The sequence below is a fragment of the Aminobacter sp. BE322 genome (assembly GCF_050433525.1).
Lineage (GTDB): Bacteria > Pseudomonadota > Alphaproteobacteria > Rhizobiales > Rhizobiaceae > Aminobacter.
This window is the reverse complement of record NZ_JBNPXB010000019.1, coordinates 49270-66934: the sequence shown is the minus strand read 5'-3', so window position 1 is coordinate 66934 and position 17665 is coordinate 49270. Positions and strand designations below refer to the sequence as shown.

The 17665-nt window shown below is 65.5% G+C and carries 20 protein-coding genes; 12 read left to right on the top strand and 8 right to left on the bottom strand.

The window, feature by feature from the left end; all coding sequences use genetic code 11:
• Positions 1-18 precede the first annotated feature (18 nt).
• From J2X50_RS21325 to J2X50_RS21310, 4 genes are all read right to left on the bottom strand, one after another.
• The gene (locus tag J2X50_RS21325) at positions 19-891 is read right to left on the bottom strand and encodes an SUMF1/EgtB/PvdO family nonheme iron enzyme (RefSeq protein WP_429097910.1); all 873 of its coding nucleotides are present in this window, start codon (positions 889-891) and stop codon (positions 19-21) included.
• 86 nt (positions 892-977) lie between these two features.
• On the bottom strand, positions 978-2096 hold the full coding sequence (gene nirK / locus J2X50_RS21320) for a copper-containing nitrite reductase (RefSeq protein WP_429097909.1): 1119 nt from the start codon (positions 2094-2096) through the stop codon (positions 978-980).
• A 196-nt stretch (positions 2097-2292) separates the two neighbouring features.
• Positions 2293-2721 (bottom strand): hemerythrin domain-containing protein, encoded by a 429-nt coding sequence (locus tag J2X50_RS21315; RefSeq protein ID WP_429097908.1) that lies wholly within the window; start codon positions 2719-2721, stop codon positions 2293-2295.
• Between the two features lie 21 nt (positions 2722-2742).
• Positions 2743-2898 (bottom strand): hypothetical protein, encoded by a 156-nt coding sequence (locus tag J2X50_RS21310; RefSeq protein ID WP_429097907.1) that lies wholly within the window; start codon positions 2896-2898, stop codon positions 2743-2745.
• Between the two features lie 112 nt (positions 2899-3010).
• Between J2X50_RS21310 and J2X50_RS21305 the strand changes: the two genes are divergently transcribed.
• The 6 genes from J2X50_RS21305 to J2X50_RS21280 all read left to right on the top strand — a co-directional run bounded on the left by J2X50_RS21305 (position 3011) and on the right by J2X50_RS21280 (position 8621).
• Positions 3011-3577: a cytochrome c oxidase subunit 3 gene (locus tag J2X50_RS21305; RefSeq protein ID WP_429097906.1), complete on the top strand. Its 567-nt coding sequence runs from the start codon at positions 3011-3013 to the stop codon at positions 3575-3577.
• On the top strand, positions 3574-3843 hold the full coding sequence (locus J2X50_RS21300; protein ID WP_429097905.1) for a cytochrome C oxidase subunit IV family protein: 270 nt from the start codon (positions 3574-3576) through the stop codon (positions 3841-3843). Before J2X50_RS21305 ends, J2X50_RS21300 begins: the two co-directional genes overlap by 4 nt.
• 152 nt (positions 3844-3995) lie before the next feature.
• A complete protein-coding gene (locus tag J2X50_RS21295) occupies positions 3996-4448 on the top strand; it encodes a c-type cytochrome (RefSeq protein ID WP_429097904.1) in 453 nt (150 codons plus the stop codon).
• A 16-nt stretch (positions 4449-4464) separates the two neighbouring features.
• Positions 4465-5811, top strand: coding sequence for a cbb3-type cytochrome c oxidase subunit I (locus J2X50_RS21290; protein WP_429097903.1), 1347 nt, complete (start codon positions 4465-4467; stop codon positions 5809-5811).
• 77 nt (positions 5812-5888) lie between these two features.
• Positions 5889-6716, top strand: coding sequence for a CbbQ/NirQ/NorQ/GpvN family protein (locus J2X50_RS21285; RefSeq protein ID WP_429097902.1), 828 nt, complete (start codon positions 5889-5891; stop codon positions 6714-6716).
• 9 nt (positions 6717-6725) lie between these two features.
• Positions 6726-8621, top strand: a complete 1896-nt coding sequence (locus J2X50_RS21280) for a nitric oxide reductase activation protein NorD (protein ID WP_429097901.1) — start codon at positions 6726-6728, stop codon at positions 8619-8621.
• A 69-nt stretch (positions 8622-8690) separates the two neighbouring features.
• Here J2X50_RS21280 and hemN read toward each other — a convergent pair whose 3' ends face one another.
• A complete protein-coding gene (gene hemN, locus J2X50_RS21275; RefSeq protein ID WP_429097900.1) occupies positions 8691-10043 on the bottom strand; it encodes an oxygen-independent coproporphyrinogen III oxidase in 1353 nt (450 codons plus the stop codon).
• A 210-nt stretch (positions 10044-10253) separates the two neighbouring features.
• Here hemN and J2X50_RS21270 point away from each other — a divergent pair, with 210 nt between their 5' ends.
• Positions 10254-10535 (top strand): DUF2249 domain-containing protein, encoded by a 282-nt coding sequence (locus J2X50_RS21270; RefSeq protein ID WP_429097899.1) that lies wholly within the window; start codon positions 10254-10256, stop codon positions 10533-10535.
• 9 nt (positions 10536-10544) lie between these two features.
• Here J2X50_RS21270 and ubiV read toward each other — a convergent pair whose 3' ends face one another.
• The 3 genes from ubiV to ubiT are packed head-to-tail and all read right to left on the bottom strand — an operon-like array spanning position 10545 to position 12971.
• Positions 10545-11444 (bottom strand): ubiquinone anaerobic biosynthesis protein UbiV, encoded by a 900-nt coding sequence (ubiV, locus tag J2X50_RS21265; RefSeq protein WP_429097898.1) that lies wholly within the window; start codon positions 11442-11444, stop codon positions 10545-10547.
• Positions 11445-11448: 4 nt separating this feature from the next.
• Entirely contained in the window at positions 11449-12447 is a 999-nt protein-coding gene (gene ubiU, locus J2X50_RS21260) for a ubiquinone anaerobic biosynthesis protein UbiU (RefSeq protein ID WP_429097897.1), read from the bottom strand.
• Positions 12444-12971, bottom strand: a complete 528-nt coding sequence (ubiT, locus tag J2X50_RS21255) for a ubiquinone anaerobic biosynthesis accessory factor UbiT (protein WP_429097896.1) — start codon at positions 12969-12971, stop codon at positions 12444-12446. The genes ubiU and ubiT overlap by 4 nt, the downstream gene beginning before the upstream one ends.
• A gap of 411 nt (positions 12972-13382) precedes the next feature.
• Between ubiT and J2X50_RS21250 the strand changes: the two genes are divergently transcribed.
• The 5 genes from J2X50_RS21250 to J2X50_RS21230 are packed head-to-tail and all read left to right on the top strand — an operon-like array spanning position 13383 to position 17657.
• Positions 13383-13883: an NADH-quinone oxidoreductase subunit J family protein gene (locus J2X50_RS21250; RefSeq protein WP_429097895.1), complete on the top strand. Its 501-nt coding sequence runs from the start codon at positions 13383-13385 to the stop codon at positions 13881-13883.
• Positions 13883-14185: an NADH-quinone oxidoreductase subunit NuoK gene (gene nuoK / locus J2X50_RS21245; RefSeq protein WP_429097894.1), complete on the top strand. Its 303-nt coding sequence runs from the start codon at positions 13883-13885 to the stop codon at positions 14183-14185. The genes J2X50_RS21250 and nuoK overlap by 1 nt, the downstream gene beginning before the upstream one ends.
• A 4-nt stretch (positions 14186-14189) precedes the next feature.
• Positions 14190-15653: a monovalent cation/H+ antiporter subunit D family protein gene (locus J2X50_RS21240; protein ID WP_429097893.1), complete on the top strand. Its 1464-nt coding sequence runs from the start codon at positions 14190-14192 to the stop codon at positions 15651-15653.
• Complete coding sequence (locus tag J2X50_RS21235; protein ID WP_429097892.1) at positions 15650-15904, top strand: hypothetical protein; 255 nt, start codon at positions 15650-15652, stop codon at positions 15902-15904. Before J2X50_RS21240 ends, J2X50_RS21235 begins: the two co-directional genes overlap by 4 nt.
• Positions 15897-17657, top strand: a complete 1761-nt coding sequence (locus tag J2X50_RS21230; RefSeq protein ID WP_429097891.1) for a Na(+)/H(+) antiporter subunit D — start codon at positions 15897-15899, stop codon at positions 17655-17657. The genes J2X50_RS21235 and J2X50_RS21230 overlap by 8 nt, the downstream gene beginning before the upstream one ends.
• The last annotated feature ends 8 nt before the right edge of the window (positions 17658-17665 follow it).

Sequence of the window (17665 nt, the reverse complement as noted above, 5' to 3'; positions counted from 1 at the left end):
GCCTTTGTGTAAGCCAGGCTAGCCGGCTGCGCCGCGCCACAACGCCTTGATCGCCGAGAGTATCGACGGACGTTCCTTGATCAGGCGGATGCCGAGGTTATCGGGCGGCAAGCCGGCCGCGCAACCGCCGCTCTTTCCGTCGCGGATGAAGAACGACATGTAGCCGCGATGCTTGCCGCCGACGACGCGCACGCCGCAGTTGTCGGTGCTGGTATCAACGCGACCATGCTCGTCGAGCGCCACCCTGCGATAGCAGGTCGTGGTCCATTCCCAGACATTGCCGCCGACGTCATAGAGGCCGTTGGAGTTGGGCCCGAAGTGGCCCCGCGGCTTGGGTTCGGGATCGCGGCCCCTGGCGGCTTCGGACTCGCTGCGGTAGCGCGCCAGCCAGCGTGCGATGGTGTCGCCGTCCTCGCCCAGCGCCTCTTCGCTGAACCGTTCGGCCGCCGCGTAGGCCCATTCCTCGTCGGTCGGCAGCCGCCAGCTTTCTCCCGTCCGCTCCGACAGCCATTGCGCATAGGCGTTGGCATCGCGGAAGCTGATGCCCGTGGCGGGCAGGTTGCCGCTCCGATCGGCTATGCCGTCGGCCGCGTCGCAGGCGCCGTCCGCGACGCAGAGCGCATAGTCGGCGGCGCTGACCTGGTAGGTCATGATGTCGAACGAACGGCGGAACCGTATCTGGCGCTCCGGCGCATCGACGGGGCGGGCGGCGGTGAGGAATTCGCCCGGCAGCCTGTAGGCCAGCCGGCCCGGAGCGACGGCCACGGTCTGCGGGGACGCCATTGCAGGCGTGGTCGCCGGCCCGACGGGTTGGCGGAGGGGCAGGTAGCTCGCCAGCGCGAGTGTCGGCACAACGGCTGCCGTGGTCAGAAGCAAGCTGCCCAGTTTCATGGTTCGGCTCCTGTTCTTACCGTTTCAAGAAAAAGGCCCGCAGGCATGCCGGCGGGCCGAGTTGGTCAGTGAAAGGTGCCCGCCGGTCAGTTGGTCGGGATCGGGCCGGGTGCCTGGACCTGCTTCATCAGGTCGTCATTCCATTCGCCTTCGACCATCACATGGGCGGTCGCGCCGAGTTCGGCCGCCTCGATCAGGTTGTGGTTGACGTAGGCGTAGACCCCCGGCTGCAGGAAGGTGTAGAGCGCGGCCCCCGCCGAACCGCCACGGATGAACCAGGTCTCGAGATCCTTGGCGGGCGCATTGCCGAACTTGCCTTCCTCCCAGACATGGTCGCCATGGCCGCCGATGAGGTGGGGCCTGGAGTCCCTGTTGGCCTGGGCATGCACGAACAGCACCGTTTCGCCGACCTTGGCCTTGAGAGCCCGGTCGCCGGTCAGCGAACCGACCTTGCCGTTGAAGACGACGTGCGTCGGGATCAGGCCGCGCATCACCTTCAGCGTGTCGTCGTAGCTGTCGCCGAGGGACTCGTACTGCTTGTACTTGCCGTTCGCGTCGCGGGGGACATAGAGATCGTGCTCGCCGATGTAGAAGATGCGGTCATATTTCAGCGGCTTGCCGTTCTCGTCCTTCAACCCGTCGCGCGGCAGCACCATGACCGCGCCGCTCATGCCGGACACGACATGCCAGGGGATCATGCCCGTCGGCGCGCAGTGGTAGACGAAGGTGCCGGTGCGGGTCGCCTTCCAGCGCAGAACCGCCTGCTCTCCCGGATTGACGTGGGTCAGTGCCCCGCCGCCCAGCGCGCCGGTGGCGGCATGGAAGTCGATGTTGTGCGGCATCTCGTTGGTCTCGGGATTGATCAGTGTGAGTTCCACATAGTCGCCCTCATGCACGATCATCAGCGGCCCGGGCATCGAGCCTTCATAGGTCATGGCCCTGAGCGTCGTGCCCTCGTCGTCGATCACCATGGGCTGCTCCTTGATGGTCATCCGGTATTCGATGACCTTCGGGCCGCCCTTGGCGATCTGGTCGTGGGGGTGGGCGAAGGGCGGGGCCACGAGGTCGACCTTGACCCGCGGCAGCCCGGCGATATCGGCCGCGCGTGCCTGAGCCAGCGCGGGCGTGGCGATGATCGAGCCCAGGATCGCGGCCGCTGCCGCACCTGTGGCCGTACCCAAGAGTGCTTCGCGTCGCGTCAACATTTCTAGATCTCCTTCTGGCGTGACGTTGCCTGTTGTTACGATCCAGACACTAGAAGCTTGTCGGCAACCCTTCTTTGTTGCAGCGCAAACAGATGTTGCGGTGCGACATTTTGGCAGGTGGGCGGCGAATGCTTGGCGTGCGGGCATGCAAGCGCAGCCGAGCGCGTGTGCATGGCTGCCGGCAAGGTTCCGGCGTTCAGCGGGATTCGGAGACGGATTTCAGCGATGCGAGCAGGGCTTGCTCGAAGGCAATGTGCCGGCGGACGGCGAGGAAATAGGCGCGCAGCATGTAGCCGGTCGTTTCATGCGAGCCTTTGGCACGGCCATATGAAAAAAGCGAGCGCACGATCCCGGCAGCGCCAGAAGCATCCTGCTCATGCTCCTCGCGCAGCCTGGCGATGATCGTCGCGCTGGCTTGCTCTGCAAGCAGTGGAAACAAGTCGCTCTCTTCGCGCTGGTTGACGACCTTGACCGTCGTGTCGAGTTCGGTGGCCAGCCGCCTACAGAACCGGCGATCGGGGTTGGGCAAGGTGTCGGCGACCGTCTCGAGATCGTCGCAGATTCGAAGCATCTTGCCATAGAGGCGTTCAAGCGCGGCGATGCCGTCCGATGCCCTGTGGTTCATCGCCGCGACCTCAAGCCGGCTCTATTGGTTGAGGAAGAGAATGACCGCGATCGCGACCGAGGCGAGCACGGCGGAAGCCGCTCCGGTGCGCTGCAGGACGCCCATGCGATAGAGCAGCAGTGCGAAGCCGACGATGATCGGCGTGGCGACCGACAGGCCGAATTGTGCGTTGCTCATCACCGGGCTCCGAGGCGGTTGAAATTGTCACGTCGCGATCATGCAGGCTTTTCGTCCCCGCTACCTTGTGCAAGCGCAAAGACGCTCGGCGAAGCCATGCCTAACAAGCGGCATGGACATGACGGTTTCGACGAGCCGGCAGGAAGAAGAGGCGCCGGACGCCGAAGATTTCCTGCTTTGGACATTGGTGTGGAGCGAGCTTGCCGCATTCGGCATCCTGCTCGTTGCCTTCATGGTCGCCGGTATCGTCCAGCCGAACCAGTTCGCGGCGGCGCGCCAGCATCTCAATGCCCCGCTCGCCGCTCTCAACACGGCAGTGCTTCTCACCAGCGGCTGGCAGGCGGCGCGCGCGGCGCGTCCGGGTGCCTCGCGCGGGGAGGCGCGGCTGGCGCTCGTGCTTGCCGTGCTGCTCGGCTTCCTGTTCGTCGCGATCAAGCTGTTCGAATATGGTGGCGAGATCGGTCACGCCGGCGACGAGGGCTACGGCGTGTTCTTCGAACTCTATTTTCTGCTCACCGGCTTCCACCTGCTGCACGTGTTGTTCGGCGCGCAGGTGCTTCTGCTGGTCGCGTGGCGGATGGAGCGGTCGAACGTGATCCTCATCACCACGCTCTGGCACGTATTCGATCTGATCTGGATCGTCATGTTCCCGATCGTCTACGTGGCGTGGCCGGCATGACCGGCGGATCCAACCGACAGCTGCTGCGAACCTGGCTGACGCTGATCGTGTTGACGGGCGCGAGCGTGCTTGCGGTTCGCTACGGAGGCAACGCTGCTGGGCCGGGACTGGTCCTCTGCTTTGCCCTTTTCAAGGCCCGCTTCGTCATCGTCGATTTCATGGGTCTGCGGCGGCAGGCCGCGATGCGGCGCGCGCTGACAGGCTGGTGCCTGGTGCTTGCCGTCTCGGCCGCCGCCAAGGCCCTGTTCGCCGCCAGCCTCGGCTGAGCCGCTTTGTTTGCCAAATCGCAAAGAACGACTTCCCCAAACCCATAGAAGGTTCCGAACCGGGACGGCTTCCGGAGACTGGCGGCCAGCCGCCGAGATGAATCGATCGGACAATTCCGCCTCGCGGAAATCTGACTGGAAAGGATCGCGTGATGGCAGAACGCCTCACCAAAACGGGGGCTCGAAACGTCTTCTACGGCGGTTCGTTCTTCTTCTTCGCAATTTTCGTGGGGCTCACCGCCCACAGCCATTTCTACATGCGGACGACCTCGACGGACGAAACGACGCTGACGGACTCGGTCGCGCGCGGCAAGCACGTCTGGGAGAAGAACTCCTGCATCAACTGCCACACGATCCTGGGCGAGGGCGCCTATTTCGCGCCTGAACTCGGCAATGTGTGGAAGCGTTACGGCGGCGAGGCAGATCCGGAGGGTGCCCGCGAGACGTTCAAGGCCTGGATGGCCGCGCAACCCTCGGGGATCGAGGGACGGCGCCAGATGCCGCAGTTCAACCTGACCGACGAGGAACTGAACGACCTCGCCGACTTCCTCGAATGGACGAGCCGCATCAAGACCCAGAACTGGCCGCCGAACGAGGCCGGCTGAACGCCAGGAGAGAGACATGAAATACCAAACGCAAAAGGTCGCGATGACCTATTTCTACGGCGCGCTTGTGCTGTTCCTGGCTCAGGTCGCCTTCGGCGTGCTTGCCGGCACCATCTATGTCCTGCCCAACACGCTGTCCGAGCTTCTGCCGTTCAACATCATCCGCATGATCCACACCAACGCGCTGGTGGTGTGGCTGCTGATGGGCTTCATGGGCGCGACCTATTACCTGCTACCGGAGGAGGCGGAGACGGAACTGTTCAGCCCCAAGCTGGCGATCGTGCAGTTCTGGATGTTCTTCGTCGCGGCGGGCGTCGCCGTGGTCGGCTACCTGTTCAGGATCCACGAGGGCCGCGAGTTCCTCGAGCAGCCCTTCGCCATCAAGGTGGGCATAGTCGTCGTGGTGCTGATGTTCCTTTTCAATATCACCATGACGTCGCTGAAGGGCCGCAAGACCACGGTCACCAACATCCTGCTCTTCGGACTGTGGGCGCTGGCGATCTTCTTCCTGTTCTCCTTCTACAACCCGTCCAACCTCGCGCTCGACAAGATGTACTGGTGGTACGTCATCCACCTCTGGGTCGAAGGCGTGTGGGAGCTGATCATGGCGTCGGTGCTGGCGTTCCTGATGATCAAGCTCAACGGCGTCGACCGCGAGGTGGTCGAAAAGTGGCTCTACATCATCGTCGGCCTCGCTTTGTTCTCGGGCATCCTCGGCACCGGCCACCACTACTACTGGATCGGCGCGCCCGGCTACTGGCAGTGGATCGGCTCGCTGTTCTCGACGCTCGAAGTGGCGCCGTTCTTCTCGATGGTGGTGTTCACCTTCCACATGACCTGGAAGGCAGGCCGCAACCATCCCAACAAGGCCGCCCTGCTGTGGTCGATCGGTTGCTCGGTCATGGCCTTCTTCGGCGCCGGCGTCTGGGGCTTCCTGCACACGCTGTCCTCGGTGAACTACTACACCCACGGCACGCAGGTGACGGCCGCCCATGGGCACCTCGCCTTCTTCGGCGCCTATGTGATGCTCAACCTGGCGATGATGGCCTACGCCATCCCCGAGATTAAGGGACGCGCGCCCTACAACCAGTGGCTCTCCGTCGCGAGTTTCTGGATGATGGTCACGGCCATGTCGGTAATGACCTTTGCGCTGACTTTCGCTGGCGTCGTCCAGGTGCATCTCCAGCGCGTGCTGGGCGAGAGCTACATGGACGTCCAGGATCAACTCGCGCTGTTCTACTGGGTGCGCCTTGGTTCGGGCGTCGTCGTGGTCATCTCCGCGCTGCTCTTCATGTGGGCCGTGCTCGTGCCGGGTCGCGAGCGCAGCGAAAAAGCTGCCCGCGTTCTCTACCCCGCCGAGTGATGTCGAACGCATGGCCTCGGTAGCGACCGGGGCCATGCACCCCCATGCCTGCTTCCCGTGGAGTCCCCCCCCCCCCAATGATCGTCGCCTCTGTCGCCACCAAGGTGCCCGCTGTCCGCCCAGTCGCCGACAGCCCCGCCTACTACAGCCCGTCGGGCAACGAATGCAGCCTGTTCGAGCGCGCCTGGGCGCGACGGCTGCCGCTGCTGCTCAAGGGGCCGACCGGCTGCGGCAAGACCCGCTTCGTCGGCCACATGGCGGCCAAGCTCGGCCTGCCGCTTGCCACTGTCTCCTGCCATGACGATCTCGCTGCCGCCGATCTCACTGGCCGCTACCTCCTGATGGGTGGCGACACCGTTTGGGTCGACGGACCGCTCACCCGTGCGGTTCGCGAAGGCGGCATCTGCTACCTCGACGAGATCGTCGAGGCGCGCAAGGACGTCGCCGTGGTACTGCATCCCCTAACCGACGACCGTCGTATCCTGCCGCTGGAACGCACCGGCGAGCAACTGACAGCGCCGGCGAGTTTCATGCTCGTCGTGTCCTACAACCCGGGCTACCAGAACCTTTTGAAAAGCCTGAAGCCGAGCACCCGCCAGCGCTTCGTCGCCATCGAGTTCGATTTCCTGCCCAAGGCCGAGGAGATCGCCGTCGTGTCGACCGAGAGCGGATTGGCCGAAAGTCAGGTGGCGCCGCTGGTCGAACTGGCACGGCGCATCCGGGCCCTCAAGGGCCACGACCTCGAGGAGGGCGCGTCGACCCGACTGCTCGTCTATTGTGCCAGCCTCGTCGAGGCCGGCCTGCCCCTGCGCGAAGCCGTGCTTGCGGCGCTGATCGAGCCGCTGACCGACGAGCCCGACGTCAAGACGGCGCTGGTCGAGTTGGCCGACTCCCTGATCCGCTGAGGCGCGGCCATGGATTTCCTTGAGCTTGAGGAGACCGTCGGGCGCGCCTGGCACCGCCTCATCGGGCATGTGCAGACCTGGCCGCGCCATCCGGAACATGCAGTGCACCTGGCTGCCATGCAGCCGATGCTGGCCATCTGCTTCCGCGGCTTCGGCGGTGAGGGTGCGGTCCAGATCGCGACGGTGCGCGGCAAGACATCGAGCCATCGCCTCGGCTGGCGGCAGCGCATGGGGCTCGGCGAGGAAAAGCTCGTCCAGCCCGCCCGCGATGGCTCATCCCTGATGCTGCCAGCAGCGATCGACATGTTCCCTGACAAGGCACTCAACCGCGACCTCTATGTCTGGCTGGCTGCCTACATGGCGGCGATGCCGCTGGACCCCATCGTAGAGACGGATCCACTGCTGCGCGACCTTGCAGCGCTGAGGTGCGCGGAGGCGACGGCGGCCCGTGTGGTCGCGAGCTTTCCGGGGCTTGGCCGCCGCTACCGGCGCCTGGCGGCGGCAACGCTTGCCGCGCGCCGTCGCGGTCCGTTGCCGTCGGTCGAGGCACAGGTCGAGGCACGCATAGCGAGCCTTCTCAGGAAAGGGGCGCAAGAAGCCGACGACGCGCCGCCGCTGATCTTCCCGTACCGCGCCCCGGCGGGGTACCTGCCAATGCTTCCGGTGCCGTTGTGGCCCGATGCCTTGCTCCGTCAGGAAACCGCGCCCCGCCGCGGCGAGGACGAGCCCGTCAATGGTGGAAAGGACGTCGCCGGCGCCGAAACGGAGCGCCAACTCGCGGTTCGCGAGAATCAGGAAGCGCGCAAGGAAGAGCGCAGCCCCTTCATCCTCAACCGCTTCGAGAAGATCCTGGCGATGGCGGAAATGGTGAATGTCGACCGGCCCTCCGACGACAGCGACGACGACGCCAAGGCTGCCGAGGATCTCGACGACATGACGCTGGGCGAGCGCAAGGGCCGGCCGGCGTCGCGCTTCCGCTTCGATCTCGACCTGCCGCCCGAGGCGTTGGACCGCACGCCGCTGACGGCGGAATGCACCTATCCGGAATGGGATTTTCGCACCGGCACGTACCTTTCCGATCACTGTCGGGTATTGGCCGCACCAGCCGCGATCCTTGGAACCGTCGGCGAGCCCGATGTCGGGGCCAGGCGTCTCATCCGGCGCGTGCGCCGCCAGTTCGAGGTGCTCAGGCCTCGCCGCGAGATGCTGCGTGCCCAGCTCGACGGTGCCGAGCTCGACCTCGACGCGGTGGTGCGCGCCCGTTGCGATCTCGCCGCCGGTGGCCAGGGCAGCGACCGCATCCACCTGATGAGCCGGCCCCAAGCGCACGATCTCGCAGCGACTATCCTCGTCGACGTCTCACTGTCGACCGACGCCTGGTTCGACAACCGCCGGGTGCTCGACGTCGAGAAGGAGGCGCTGCTGATCCTGGCCAACGGGCTCGCCGCCTGCGGCGACAACCATGCGATCCTGACCTTCACCTCGCGTCGCCGCGACTGGGTGCGCATCGAGACGGTCAAGGCCTTCGACGAACCGATGGGTGCGACGGTCGAGGCGCGCATCGCCGCCCTCAAGCCGGGCTACTACACCCGCATCGGCGCGGCCATCAGGCATGCCGCGGCGGAGCTGGCAAAGCAGCCGAACCGCAAGAAGCTGCTTCTGGTGCTGACCGACGGCAAGCCCAACGACATCGACCACTATGAGGGCCGCTTCGCGCTGGAAGACAGCCGCCGTGCCGTGATCGAGGCACGGCGCAGCGGCCTTGGCGTGTTCGGGGTGACGGTCGACCGCGAGGCAAGATCCTACGTGCCGGTGCTGTTCGGCCAGAACGGCTATGCCGTGGTCGGCAACATAGCGAAGCTGCCGGCAGCACTTCCCGCCATCTATCGCAGCCTTGCAGGTTAGGGGAACGAGGCTGCGATGGCGGAAGGCCCGGCGCATCCACGCCGGGCCTTTTCGCTTCGGGACCGGCGGTCAGGCCGCCTTGCTATGCGTCCGGTTCGACTGGTCGATATAGGCATCGAAGGCTGCGGCGACCGCGCGGATGACGAAGCGATGTTGCTGGCTGACGCGCACCACGCCGTCGGCAATTGTGAGCACTCCGTCGACCGCCAATTCCACCAGCCGATCATTGTCGGCAAGCAGCGCCGATGGGTCAAAGCCATGCGCCCTGGAGATCGCGCCGACATCGGCGCTGAAATCGCACATCAGGCGCTCGATGATCTCGGCCCGCAGCCGGTCTTCTTCCGTCAGGCGATAGCCCTTGGCGGTTGCCAGCCGGCCGGAGGCCATGTGTTGGGCATAGAGACCGGGCGCCACCTCGTTCTGCACGTAGCCGTCTTTCATGCGCCCGATGGCCGAGGCGCCGAAGCCGATCAGCGTCTCGCAATTGTCCGTCGTGTAGCCCTGGAAGTTGCGCCGGAGCCGACCTGCTTCCAGAACCCGCACGAGGTCGTCGCCCGGCAGCGCGAAATGGTCGAGACCGATCTGCCTGTAGCCTGCGCCGACCAGTGTCTCGGCGATCGCCTCTGCCTGTTCGTTGCGCGCTGCGCCATCGGGCAGGGCGGCCTCGTCGATCATCCGCTGGTGCTTCTTGAAGGATGGAATGTGCGCATAGCCGAACACCGCGAAGCGGTCGGGCAGCATGGCGATGGCCGCATTGGCCGTGTCGATGCAGGACTGCACCGTCTGGTGCGGCAGGCCGTAGATCAGGTCGAAATTGATCCCGCCCACTCCGGCGCGGCGGAGGTTGTCGGTGGCCTCCGCCGTCTGCTTCTCTGTCTGGATGCGGTTGATCGCCTTCTGCACCACGGGATCGAAGCTCTGCACGCCGAGGCTGGCGCGGGTGACGCCCGCCGCGCCCAGCGCCTGCGCCATCTCGGCCGTCAGTCGGCGCGGGTCGACCTCGACGGCGATGCCGGTGCTGTCCGCAAAAGCATAGTGTTCGCGCAGCAGCGCAATCAGCGAGCGGAATTCCGCCGGCTCCATGATGGTCGGCGTGCCGCCGCCGAAATGCACGTCGCCCACCGGCAGGCGGTGCGGGATGCGCCCAGCCACCATACGGATCTCGTCGCACAGCACGGTGAGATAGTCGAGGATCGGCTGGTCCTGTCTCGTGATCGTGGTGTGGCAGCCGCAATACCAGCACATCGACCGGCAGAACGGGATGTGCAGGTAGAGCGACACCGGGTTGCCGGCGGGCAGTTGGCCGAGCCAGTCGCTATAGGAACCGGCTCCGATGGCAGGCGAAAAGCGTGGGGCCGTCGGATAGCTCGTATAGCGGGGCAGGCGCGCCTCGCCGTATTTCTCCAGGATGGTTGCGGGCATGGCATTTCCAGTTCTGTTGCGTTTGCCTGGCCACGGTTCTAGCCCCGGGGCCGTCCGGCCTCTTTGCGAAAAGCCAACCAGGCGCCGTTTCCCGGATTTGTTTGCGTTTCGGCAATCTCGCTGCCCGCGCGCCGCCCTAGGGTCTCCGCTTCCGGGGGAGGGCGGCCGCTTCTCCCGGCTTCCCTTTTCGGGCCGAAGGAAAGAAGAGACATGGCAATTGCCGAAGCTGCGACCATCCCCGTTCTCGATGTCAGGACCATTCCGCGGATGGAGCGTCATCCGAGGATATTCGCCATGGTCGATGCGCTGGCACCCGGCGCCGCCTTCGTGATCGCCAGCGACCACGACCCGCGACCGCTGCACTACCAGCTCGAAATGGCGTTCCCCGGCCAACTCACCTGGGAGTACCTGGAACAGGGGCCGGAGGTCTGGCGCGTCGAGGTCGGCCGCAAGGGCGGTTCGGGTTGCGACTGCTGCTGCGGCGGCCGCTGACTGGGCGCCTCAGCGCATGGCGACCGGCTGGCAACCGGGCTTGCCGCGGAAGAAGCCGTCCACCATGCGACCGGGCAGTTCGAGGCAGGACAGCAGGAAGCGCGCTTCCTCAGTGTCCTCGTTGCCGTCGATCAGGTCGCGATAAACCTTCGCCACTGCGACCATGTCGCAGCTCTGCGGCGACAGCCTCAGCCGCCTGATACCGAGTGCTGCGAGCTTGTCCGGGCTCGGGCAAGCGGCCTGTACTTGATTGGAGAGCGTCTGCACCCCGTTGATGGCCAGGAATTCCTGGTCCTCGGCGGTGTCCACCGCCAGCCCGTCGAGATCCTTCTCGCAGGTGAAGCGGCACGCATCCTTGTGCAGGCCGTGCAGCCGCGCGTGGTAGCAGCGTCCCGACAGCGCCAGCGGCAGGCGCCCGAATGCGAAGACCTCGAACTCCGCTTCCGGGCAGGCGCGCGCAAGGCTGCCGATACTGGCCAGGGACAGTTCCACCGGCGGGCAGATCGTCAGGGCGCCCTGGCCGATGAGGTAACGCGCCGTCCCCTCGTTGTAGACGTTGATGAAGGGACCGGCGACGAAGGATTGGCCGCGCCGGCTCGGCAGGGCCGTCAGGTCGTTGATCTCGACCATGCGGGTGTCATGGCAGAGTTCCCTGACGACCTTGCATTCGCGCACGTTTGCCGGAGCAGCGAGCGTGGACAGGACCACCTCCTTGCCGCCGCGTTCCAGCCGCTCGATGACATCCGGCCAGACCGGATCGGAGAACGGCAGCCGCTTGCCGCAGACGACCTCGCCGACGTGGACCCGGTCGACGGGAGCCTCGTCGGCGATGCGCCTATAGAAATCTTTGAGGCGCTCGGCGGGCCAATGGTAAAACACCGGTCCCAGGGTCAGTTTCGTCGGCCACATCGGTCTATCTCCACGTTTTCCGGTAGGCGCCTGCCGTCTGCCTGCCGCCTTCCGACATGCCGGCCAGGATGCGGTCGATCTCGATGGCGTCGCCGCCGGTCTCCACCGCGTCGACCGCGCGGCGGAAGGCGCTCACGACCTCCGTGACGTAACCCTTGCCGCGCTGGCGTCCTTCGATCTTCAGCGCCGTCACGCCTGCCGATTTCAGGCCCGCCAGCACGGAGCCGGCATTCAGGCTGACCGGGTCCTCGAACAGGTAGGAGGTCTTGTCGCCGGCCCTGAAGCGGCCCTTGCAGAGTGTCGGGTAGCCGGCCGGTTCGCCGGGCGCATAGCGGTCGATGGCAAAGCCCGCGAGCCGGGCGGTGGTGCCGCTGCCGTCCTCGACATAGTTCACCCACTCCGGCGGCGAGCAGACGCCGTTGAGATTGGGCGATTTGCCGGTGGCATAGGACGAGAGGTAGCAGCGGCCTTCGACCATCACGCAGAGGCCACCGAAGACGAAGGCTTCGGTTTCCACGTCGATCTGCCGGTTGAGCGCAGTAATTTCCTGCACCGAAAGCACGCGCGGCAGCACCACGCGGCGCACGCCGAAGGCCTCGGCGTAGAAGCCGATCGATTCCGGGGTCGCCGCGGCAGCCTGCACGGACAGGTGCAGCCTGACGTCGTGGTTCTGTGCCACATGGTCGAGCACGGCGATGTCTGCTGCGATGATGGCGTCGGCGCCGCTGGCGACCGCGTCGTCGACCGCCTTGCGCCAGAGATCGACGCGGCCGGCCTGCGCGAAGGTGTTGATCGCAACCAGCACCTTCTTGCCATGCGCGTGGGCGAAGCGCGCGCCCTCGGCGAGCTCCTCGGTCGAGAAGTTCAGGCCGGGGAAGTTGCGCGCATTCGTCTCGTTGCGGAAACCGCAATAGATGGAATCGGCGCCGGCGAGTACGGCCGCCCTCAGCGTCGCCGGCGTGCCGGCAGGGCAGACGAGTTCAATGCGCCCCGGATTGCTCATGCTTCTGCCTTCGAATTGGCGGCGACGGCGGTTCGTTCGGCCAGACGGCGCGCCGCGCTCAGGCCGCCGAGCACGCCTGCATCGGCCAGTCGCGCCAAGGTGCCGCGCAGCCCGAGCAGGTCGGACGGGCGCAGTTCGGCGTCCTCGATGGCGTTGCGCAGGGCAACCACGGCTTCGGTTCGGCCGCTGAGCGAGATCACCCGATGGAAGAACAGGGCATCGCCGTCGAGCGTGCCATCCAGCAATCCGAGCAGCATCAGGATCGGCCCCTCGATTTTGACGTCGGCCGTTGCGGGATCGTCCCTGCCAACGACCCGGACGGACGCCATTTCGCCGTCCGGCACGACGATGAACGAAAAGGCCAGGTCGTTGGGATCGATGCGGTAGCTCGCCCCGCGGTGCTCGCCGAGCCGGTCGAACAGCTGCGGCCGCCGCCGGGCCAGCGAACGCAGCGATAGCGTCAGCATCGGTCCGAGCGGCCGGCCCATGAAGCTCGGTATCAGGCGCCGAACGAATGCCGGCAATTGTCCTTCGGCGACCAAGGCTGACGCTCCGTCCTTATGTTCAGATCATTCGCTGCAGCATAGGTGCGCGCCTGGACGGCATGTTTGACCAAGGTCAAACGGAAAACGCGAAAGCCGCGAGGCCGGCTCGCGTTTCTCGTGGCGTCATGGCGCGTTGCGATCATCCGAAGCATCGAGGCCGAAAGTCTGGATGGGGTCCGAGAAGAGGATGCTCGTCTCGGAGAAGGTATGGCTCGACGCGTAGGCTTCGACCAGGCAGCCCGCCGAACCGGCGCTGACGCAGCGTTCGCCCCGGCAATCTTGAGAAATATCCAAGATTAGGGCACAATTTACGTACGCATCGGAAGTGCGCAACTGTCTCATATGCGGCCGGCTGACACCGAGTGACGGCTCGCGTGGGGGGTGGCGTCGATGGTTCAGGGGCTGTATCTTCTGTTCGGCGCAGCGTCCGTGGTCACGGCCCTGACCCTGGTCCTGGCGCGGAATCCGGTTCACAGCGCGTTGGCGCTGATGGCATGTTTCCTGCAAGTCTCCGCCATCTTCGTCCTGCTCGAGGCCCCGCTTCTCGCCGTCATCCAGATCTTCGTCTATGTCGGCGCGATCATGGTCCTGTTCATCTTCGTGATCATGATGGTCGACGTGCGCGAGGCTGTGCTGCAGCGCTTCTTGCCGGGTAGCAATCTTCCGGCGCTGGTGCTGCTCGTCCTTCTGGGCGCCGAGATGCTGGTGCTGGTGCTCTGGAGCGGCGCCTTCTCAGGCACGCCCCCACCCGCCGGGGACGAGGGCATCGGGCTCAGGCAACTCGGCACGACCCTTTTCGCCGAGTATCTGCTGCCGTTCGAGGTTGCCTCCATCATCCTGCTCGCCGCCCTGGTGGGCGCCATCATACTGGCGCAGAAGGAGCAGCGCTGATGGTACCACTGTGGTGGAACATCGTGCTCGGCGTGGCCCTGTTCGTCATCGGGGCGGGCGGCGTGCTGCTGAGGCGCAACATCCTCGTCGTGCTGATGTCGCTCGAGCTTCTGCTCAACTCGGTCAACATCAATTTCATCGCCTTCGGGCATTATTACGCCGACAGCCGCGGACAGATCTTCGCGATCTTCGTCATCGCGATCACCGCGGCGGAAGTCGCCGTGGCGCTCGGCATCCTGGTCGCCCTCGTGAGGAACAAATCCACGCTGAGGGCCGACGATGTGACGTTGATGAAGGGGTAGCGGCTTGGACCCGGTGACATCGATCCGGCCATTGCTTGCCGTCGCTGTCGCGGGCCTTGCCGCTCTTGCCGTACTTCTCCTGAAGAACCGCGAGCATCTTCGCGACGCGGTCTCGCCGCTGGCGGCAGTGGTCATGTTTGCGCTCGTCGTGTCCATGGCTCCGGCGGTGCTGGCAGGCCAAACCGTCGAGCTGAAGCTGTTCGAGATCCTGCCGGGGATCGACTTCGCTTTCCGGGTCGATGCGCTTGGCATGGTCTTCGCCACCGTTTCGTCGCTGCTGTGGATCGCGGCGTCGGTCTATTCAATCGGCTACATGCGGGCCTTGAACGAGCATGCCCAGACCCGTTTCTACGCCTGCTTCGCCACCAGCCTTGCAGCGGCCGTCGGCGGCGCCTTTGCCGCCAATCTGTTCACGCTGGTGATCTTCTACGAGGCGCTCAGCCTCGTTACCTATCCGCTCGTCTACCATCACGAGGACGAGGAGGCCTGGACGGGCAGCCGCAAGTATCTCGTCTACCTGATGGGCGCGTCGAAGAGCGTGCTTCTCGCCGCCCTGGCGCTGACCTACCAGATTGCCGGATCGCTCGACTTCGTGGACGGGGGCCTGCTCGCGCGTGCCGACGCATCTGCGCCGCTGCTGACGGCCGTCTATTTCTGCTACCTCTTCGGCTTTGCCAAATCGGCGGTCATGCCGATGCACGCCTGGCTGCCCGCTGCCATGGTGGCGCCGACGCCCGTCAGCGCGCTGTTGCATGCAGTGGCCGTGGTCAAGATGGGTGTGTTTTGCGTGCTGCGGGTGATCTTCGACGTGTTCGGCACGGGGCTGGTGGCCGCCCTGGGGCTCGGCTTGGCAACCGCCTACCTGGTCTCGTTCACCATACTGACGGCGTCGATCTACGCGCTGACCCGCGACGACCTCAAGGCGCGGCTCGCCTATTCGACGGTGAGCCAGCTTTCCTACATCGTGCTCGGCGCGGTTCTGTTGTCGCCGGTCGCGATGGTCGGCGGGATCATCCACATTGCCGTGCATGCCTTTTCCAAGATCACGCTCTTCTTCTGCGCCGGGTCGATCTACTGCGCATCAGGCAAGCGCAACATCAGCGACATGGCCGGCATCGGCCGCCGGCTGCCCTGGACGATGGGCGCGTTCTTCGTCGGCTCGCTCAGCATGATCGGAATACCGCCGACCGGGGGGTTCGTCAGCAAGTGGTATCTGGCGCTGGGCTCGGTGGAGGCAGGCGAGGTCGCGTTCCTGGTCGTGCTGCTTGCGAGTTCGGTCCTGAACGCCGCCTATTTCCTGCCGGTCAGCTATGTCGCCTTTTTCGGGGCGGAGGCGCCGGACGGCGGCCCGCCGGTCCGCGAGATTCCCATGATCGCCATCCCGCTGGTGGCGACCGCCGCGCTCTCGGTGGCCGTCGGACTGTTCCCCGGCTATTTCATCGCTCTCGCCGAAAGGGTGGTCGGATGATCAAGCGCGTCGTCGATTTCTTTGGCGACGAGGCATTTGCCGTCCGCCGCCGCCGGCTGTTCTACCTGGCGCTTGCCGCGATCGTCATCGCCGACTTCCTGGTCTTTCGCGAACACGCGGAATACCTCTGGGACCGCGTGCCGGGCTGGTCGGCCCTCTACGGTTTCGGCTCCTGCGTGCTGCTGATCTTCGTTTCAAAATTCCTCGGCCATCGATGCGGTCTGATGCGGCGCGAGGATTATTATGACTGACTTCGTCCATCCGGCAACGTTGTTCATCCTCGGCGCCGTGGCGATCCCCTTCCTGCCGGGGTCGATCCGCAAGGTCTATCTGGTGGCGATCCCGGCACTGGCGATCGTGGTCGTGCTCGCCATGCAGCCGGGCGACTACGGTGCGGCGCGGTTCATCGGCCAGGACATCCTGATAGCCAGGGTCGACAGGCTGAGCATCGTCTTCGCCACCGTGTTCACGATCATGGCGCTGATCGGCACGGTCTATGCGCTTCACCTCACGCGTCCGGGCCAGCATGTGGCGGCGTTCGTCTATGTCGGCAGCGCGCTTGGCGTGGTCTTCGCCGGCGACTACCTGACGCTCTACGTGTTCTGGGAGGCGATGGCGGTCGCCTCCGCCTACCTGGTCTTCGCCCAGGGCGGAGCGCCGGCGATCCGTGCCGGCTTTCGTTATCTGATGGTCCACATTACCGGTGGCGTAGTCCTCCTCGGCGGCATCGTCCTGCTTGGGATTTCCACCGGCTCGCTGCTCTTCGGTCCGTTCGAAGGGCAGATGGGACCCGCCGCCTGGCTGATCCTCGCCAGTTTCATGCTCAACGCGGCGGTGCCGCCGCTCAACGCCTGGCTGACCGATGCCTACCCGGAGGCGACGGTGACCGGGGCGGTGTTCATGAGCGCGTTCACGACGAAGACCGCGGTCTATGTGCTGGCGCGCGCGTTTCCCGGAACCGAGCTGCTGGTCTGGTTCGGCATCGCGATGGCGCTTTATGGCGTCATCTACGCCGTGCTCGAGAACGACTGCCGGCGGCTGCTCGCCTACCACATCGTCAGCCAGGTGGGCTACATGGTGGCGGGTGTCGGGATCGGAACGGAGTTGGCGATCAATGGGGCCGCCAGCCATGCCTTCGCCCACATCCTCTACAAGGCGCTCCTGTTCATGGGCGCGGGCGCCGTCATCTACGTCACCGGACGGCGCAAGCTCACCGAACTCGGCGGGCTCTACAAGTCGATGCCGGTCACGGTCGCGCTCTACATGGTCGGCGCCTTCGCGATCTCGGCATTCCCGTTCTTTTCGGGCTTCGTAACCAAGTCCATGGTGATAGCCGCCGCCGGGCAGGATCATCGAGCCCTGGTGGTGTTGGCGCTGACGATGGCTTCGTCGGGGACGTTCCTCCATACCGGGCTCAAGCTCCCCTACTACATGTTCTTCGGCACGGACCGGGGGATTCCGGCCCACGAGCCGCCCCGCAACATGCTCGTCGCCATGGCGATGGCGGCGGTGCTCTGCATCGCCATCGGCGTGTATCCCGGGCCGCTCTACGCGCTGCTGCCCTATCCGGTCGATTTCGAGCCCTACACCGGCGTCCACGTCACCGAGAGCCTGGGCCTGCTGATGTTCACCGCCCTGGGCTTCGTCCTGTTCCTCAGGGCGCTCGACCCAGAGGCCACGATCAGCATCGACACCGACTGGTTCTACCGGATGGGCGCGCGGCCTTTCATGTGGTTTGCCGAAAAGCCGCTGGCGCGCTGCGAGAAGGCGGCGAGCGACGTCTCCGAGACCGTTGTTCTGCCGTTGATGCATGGGATGGCGCGTGTCGGGCTGCGCGTCGACCTCAACGGCGTCGACGCCATCGTGAACGGCGTTGCCCGCTCGATCCTGCGCGGCGGGGGCGTGCTGCGGCGGCTTCAGACCGGCGTCGTCAACCACTACGCCCTGGCCATGATCGCCGGATTGATCGGAGTCACCGCCGTGTTTGCCGTCGTGTGGCAATAGGGGGGGCC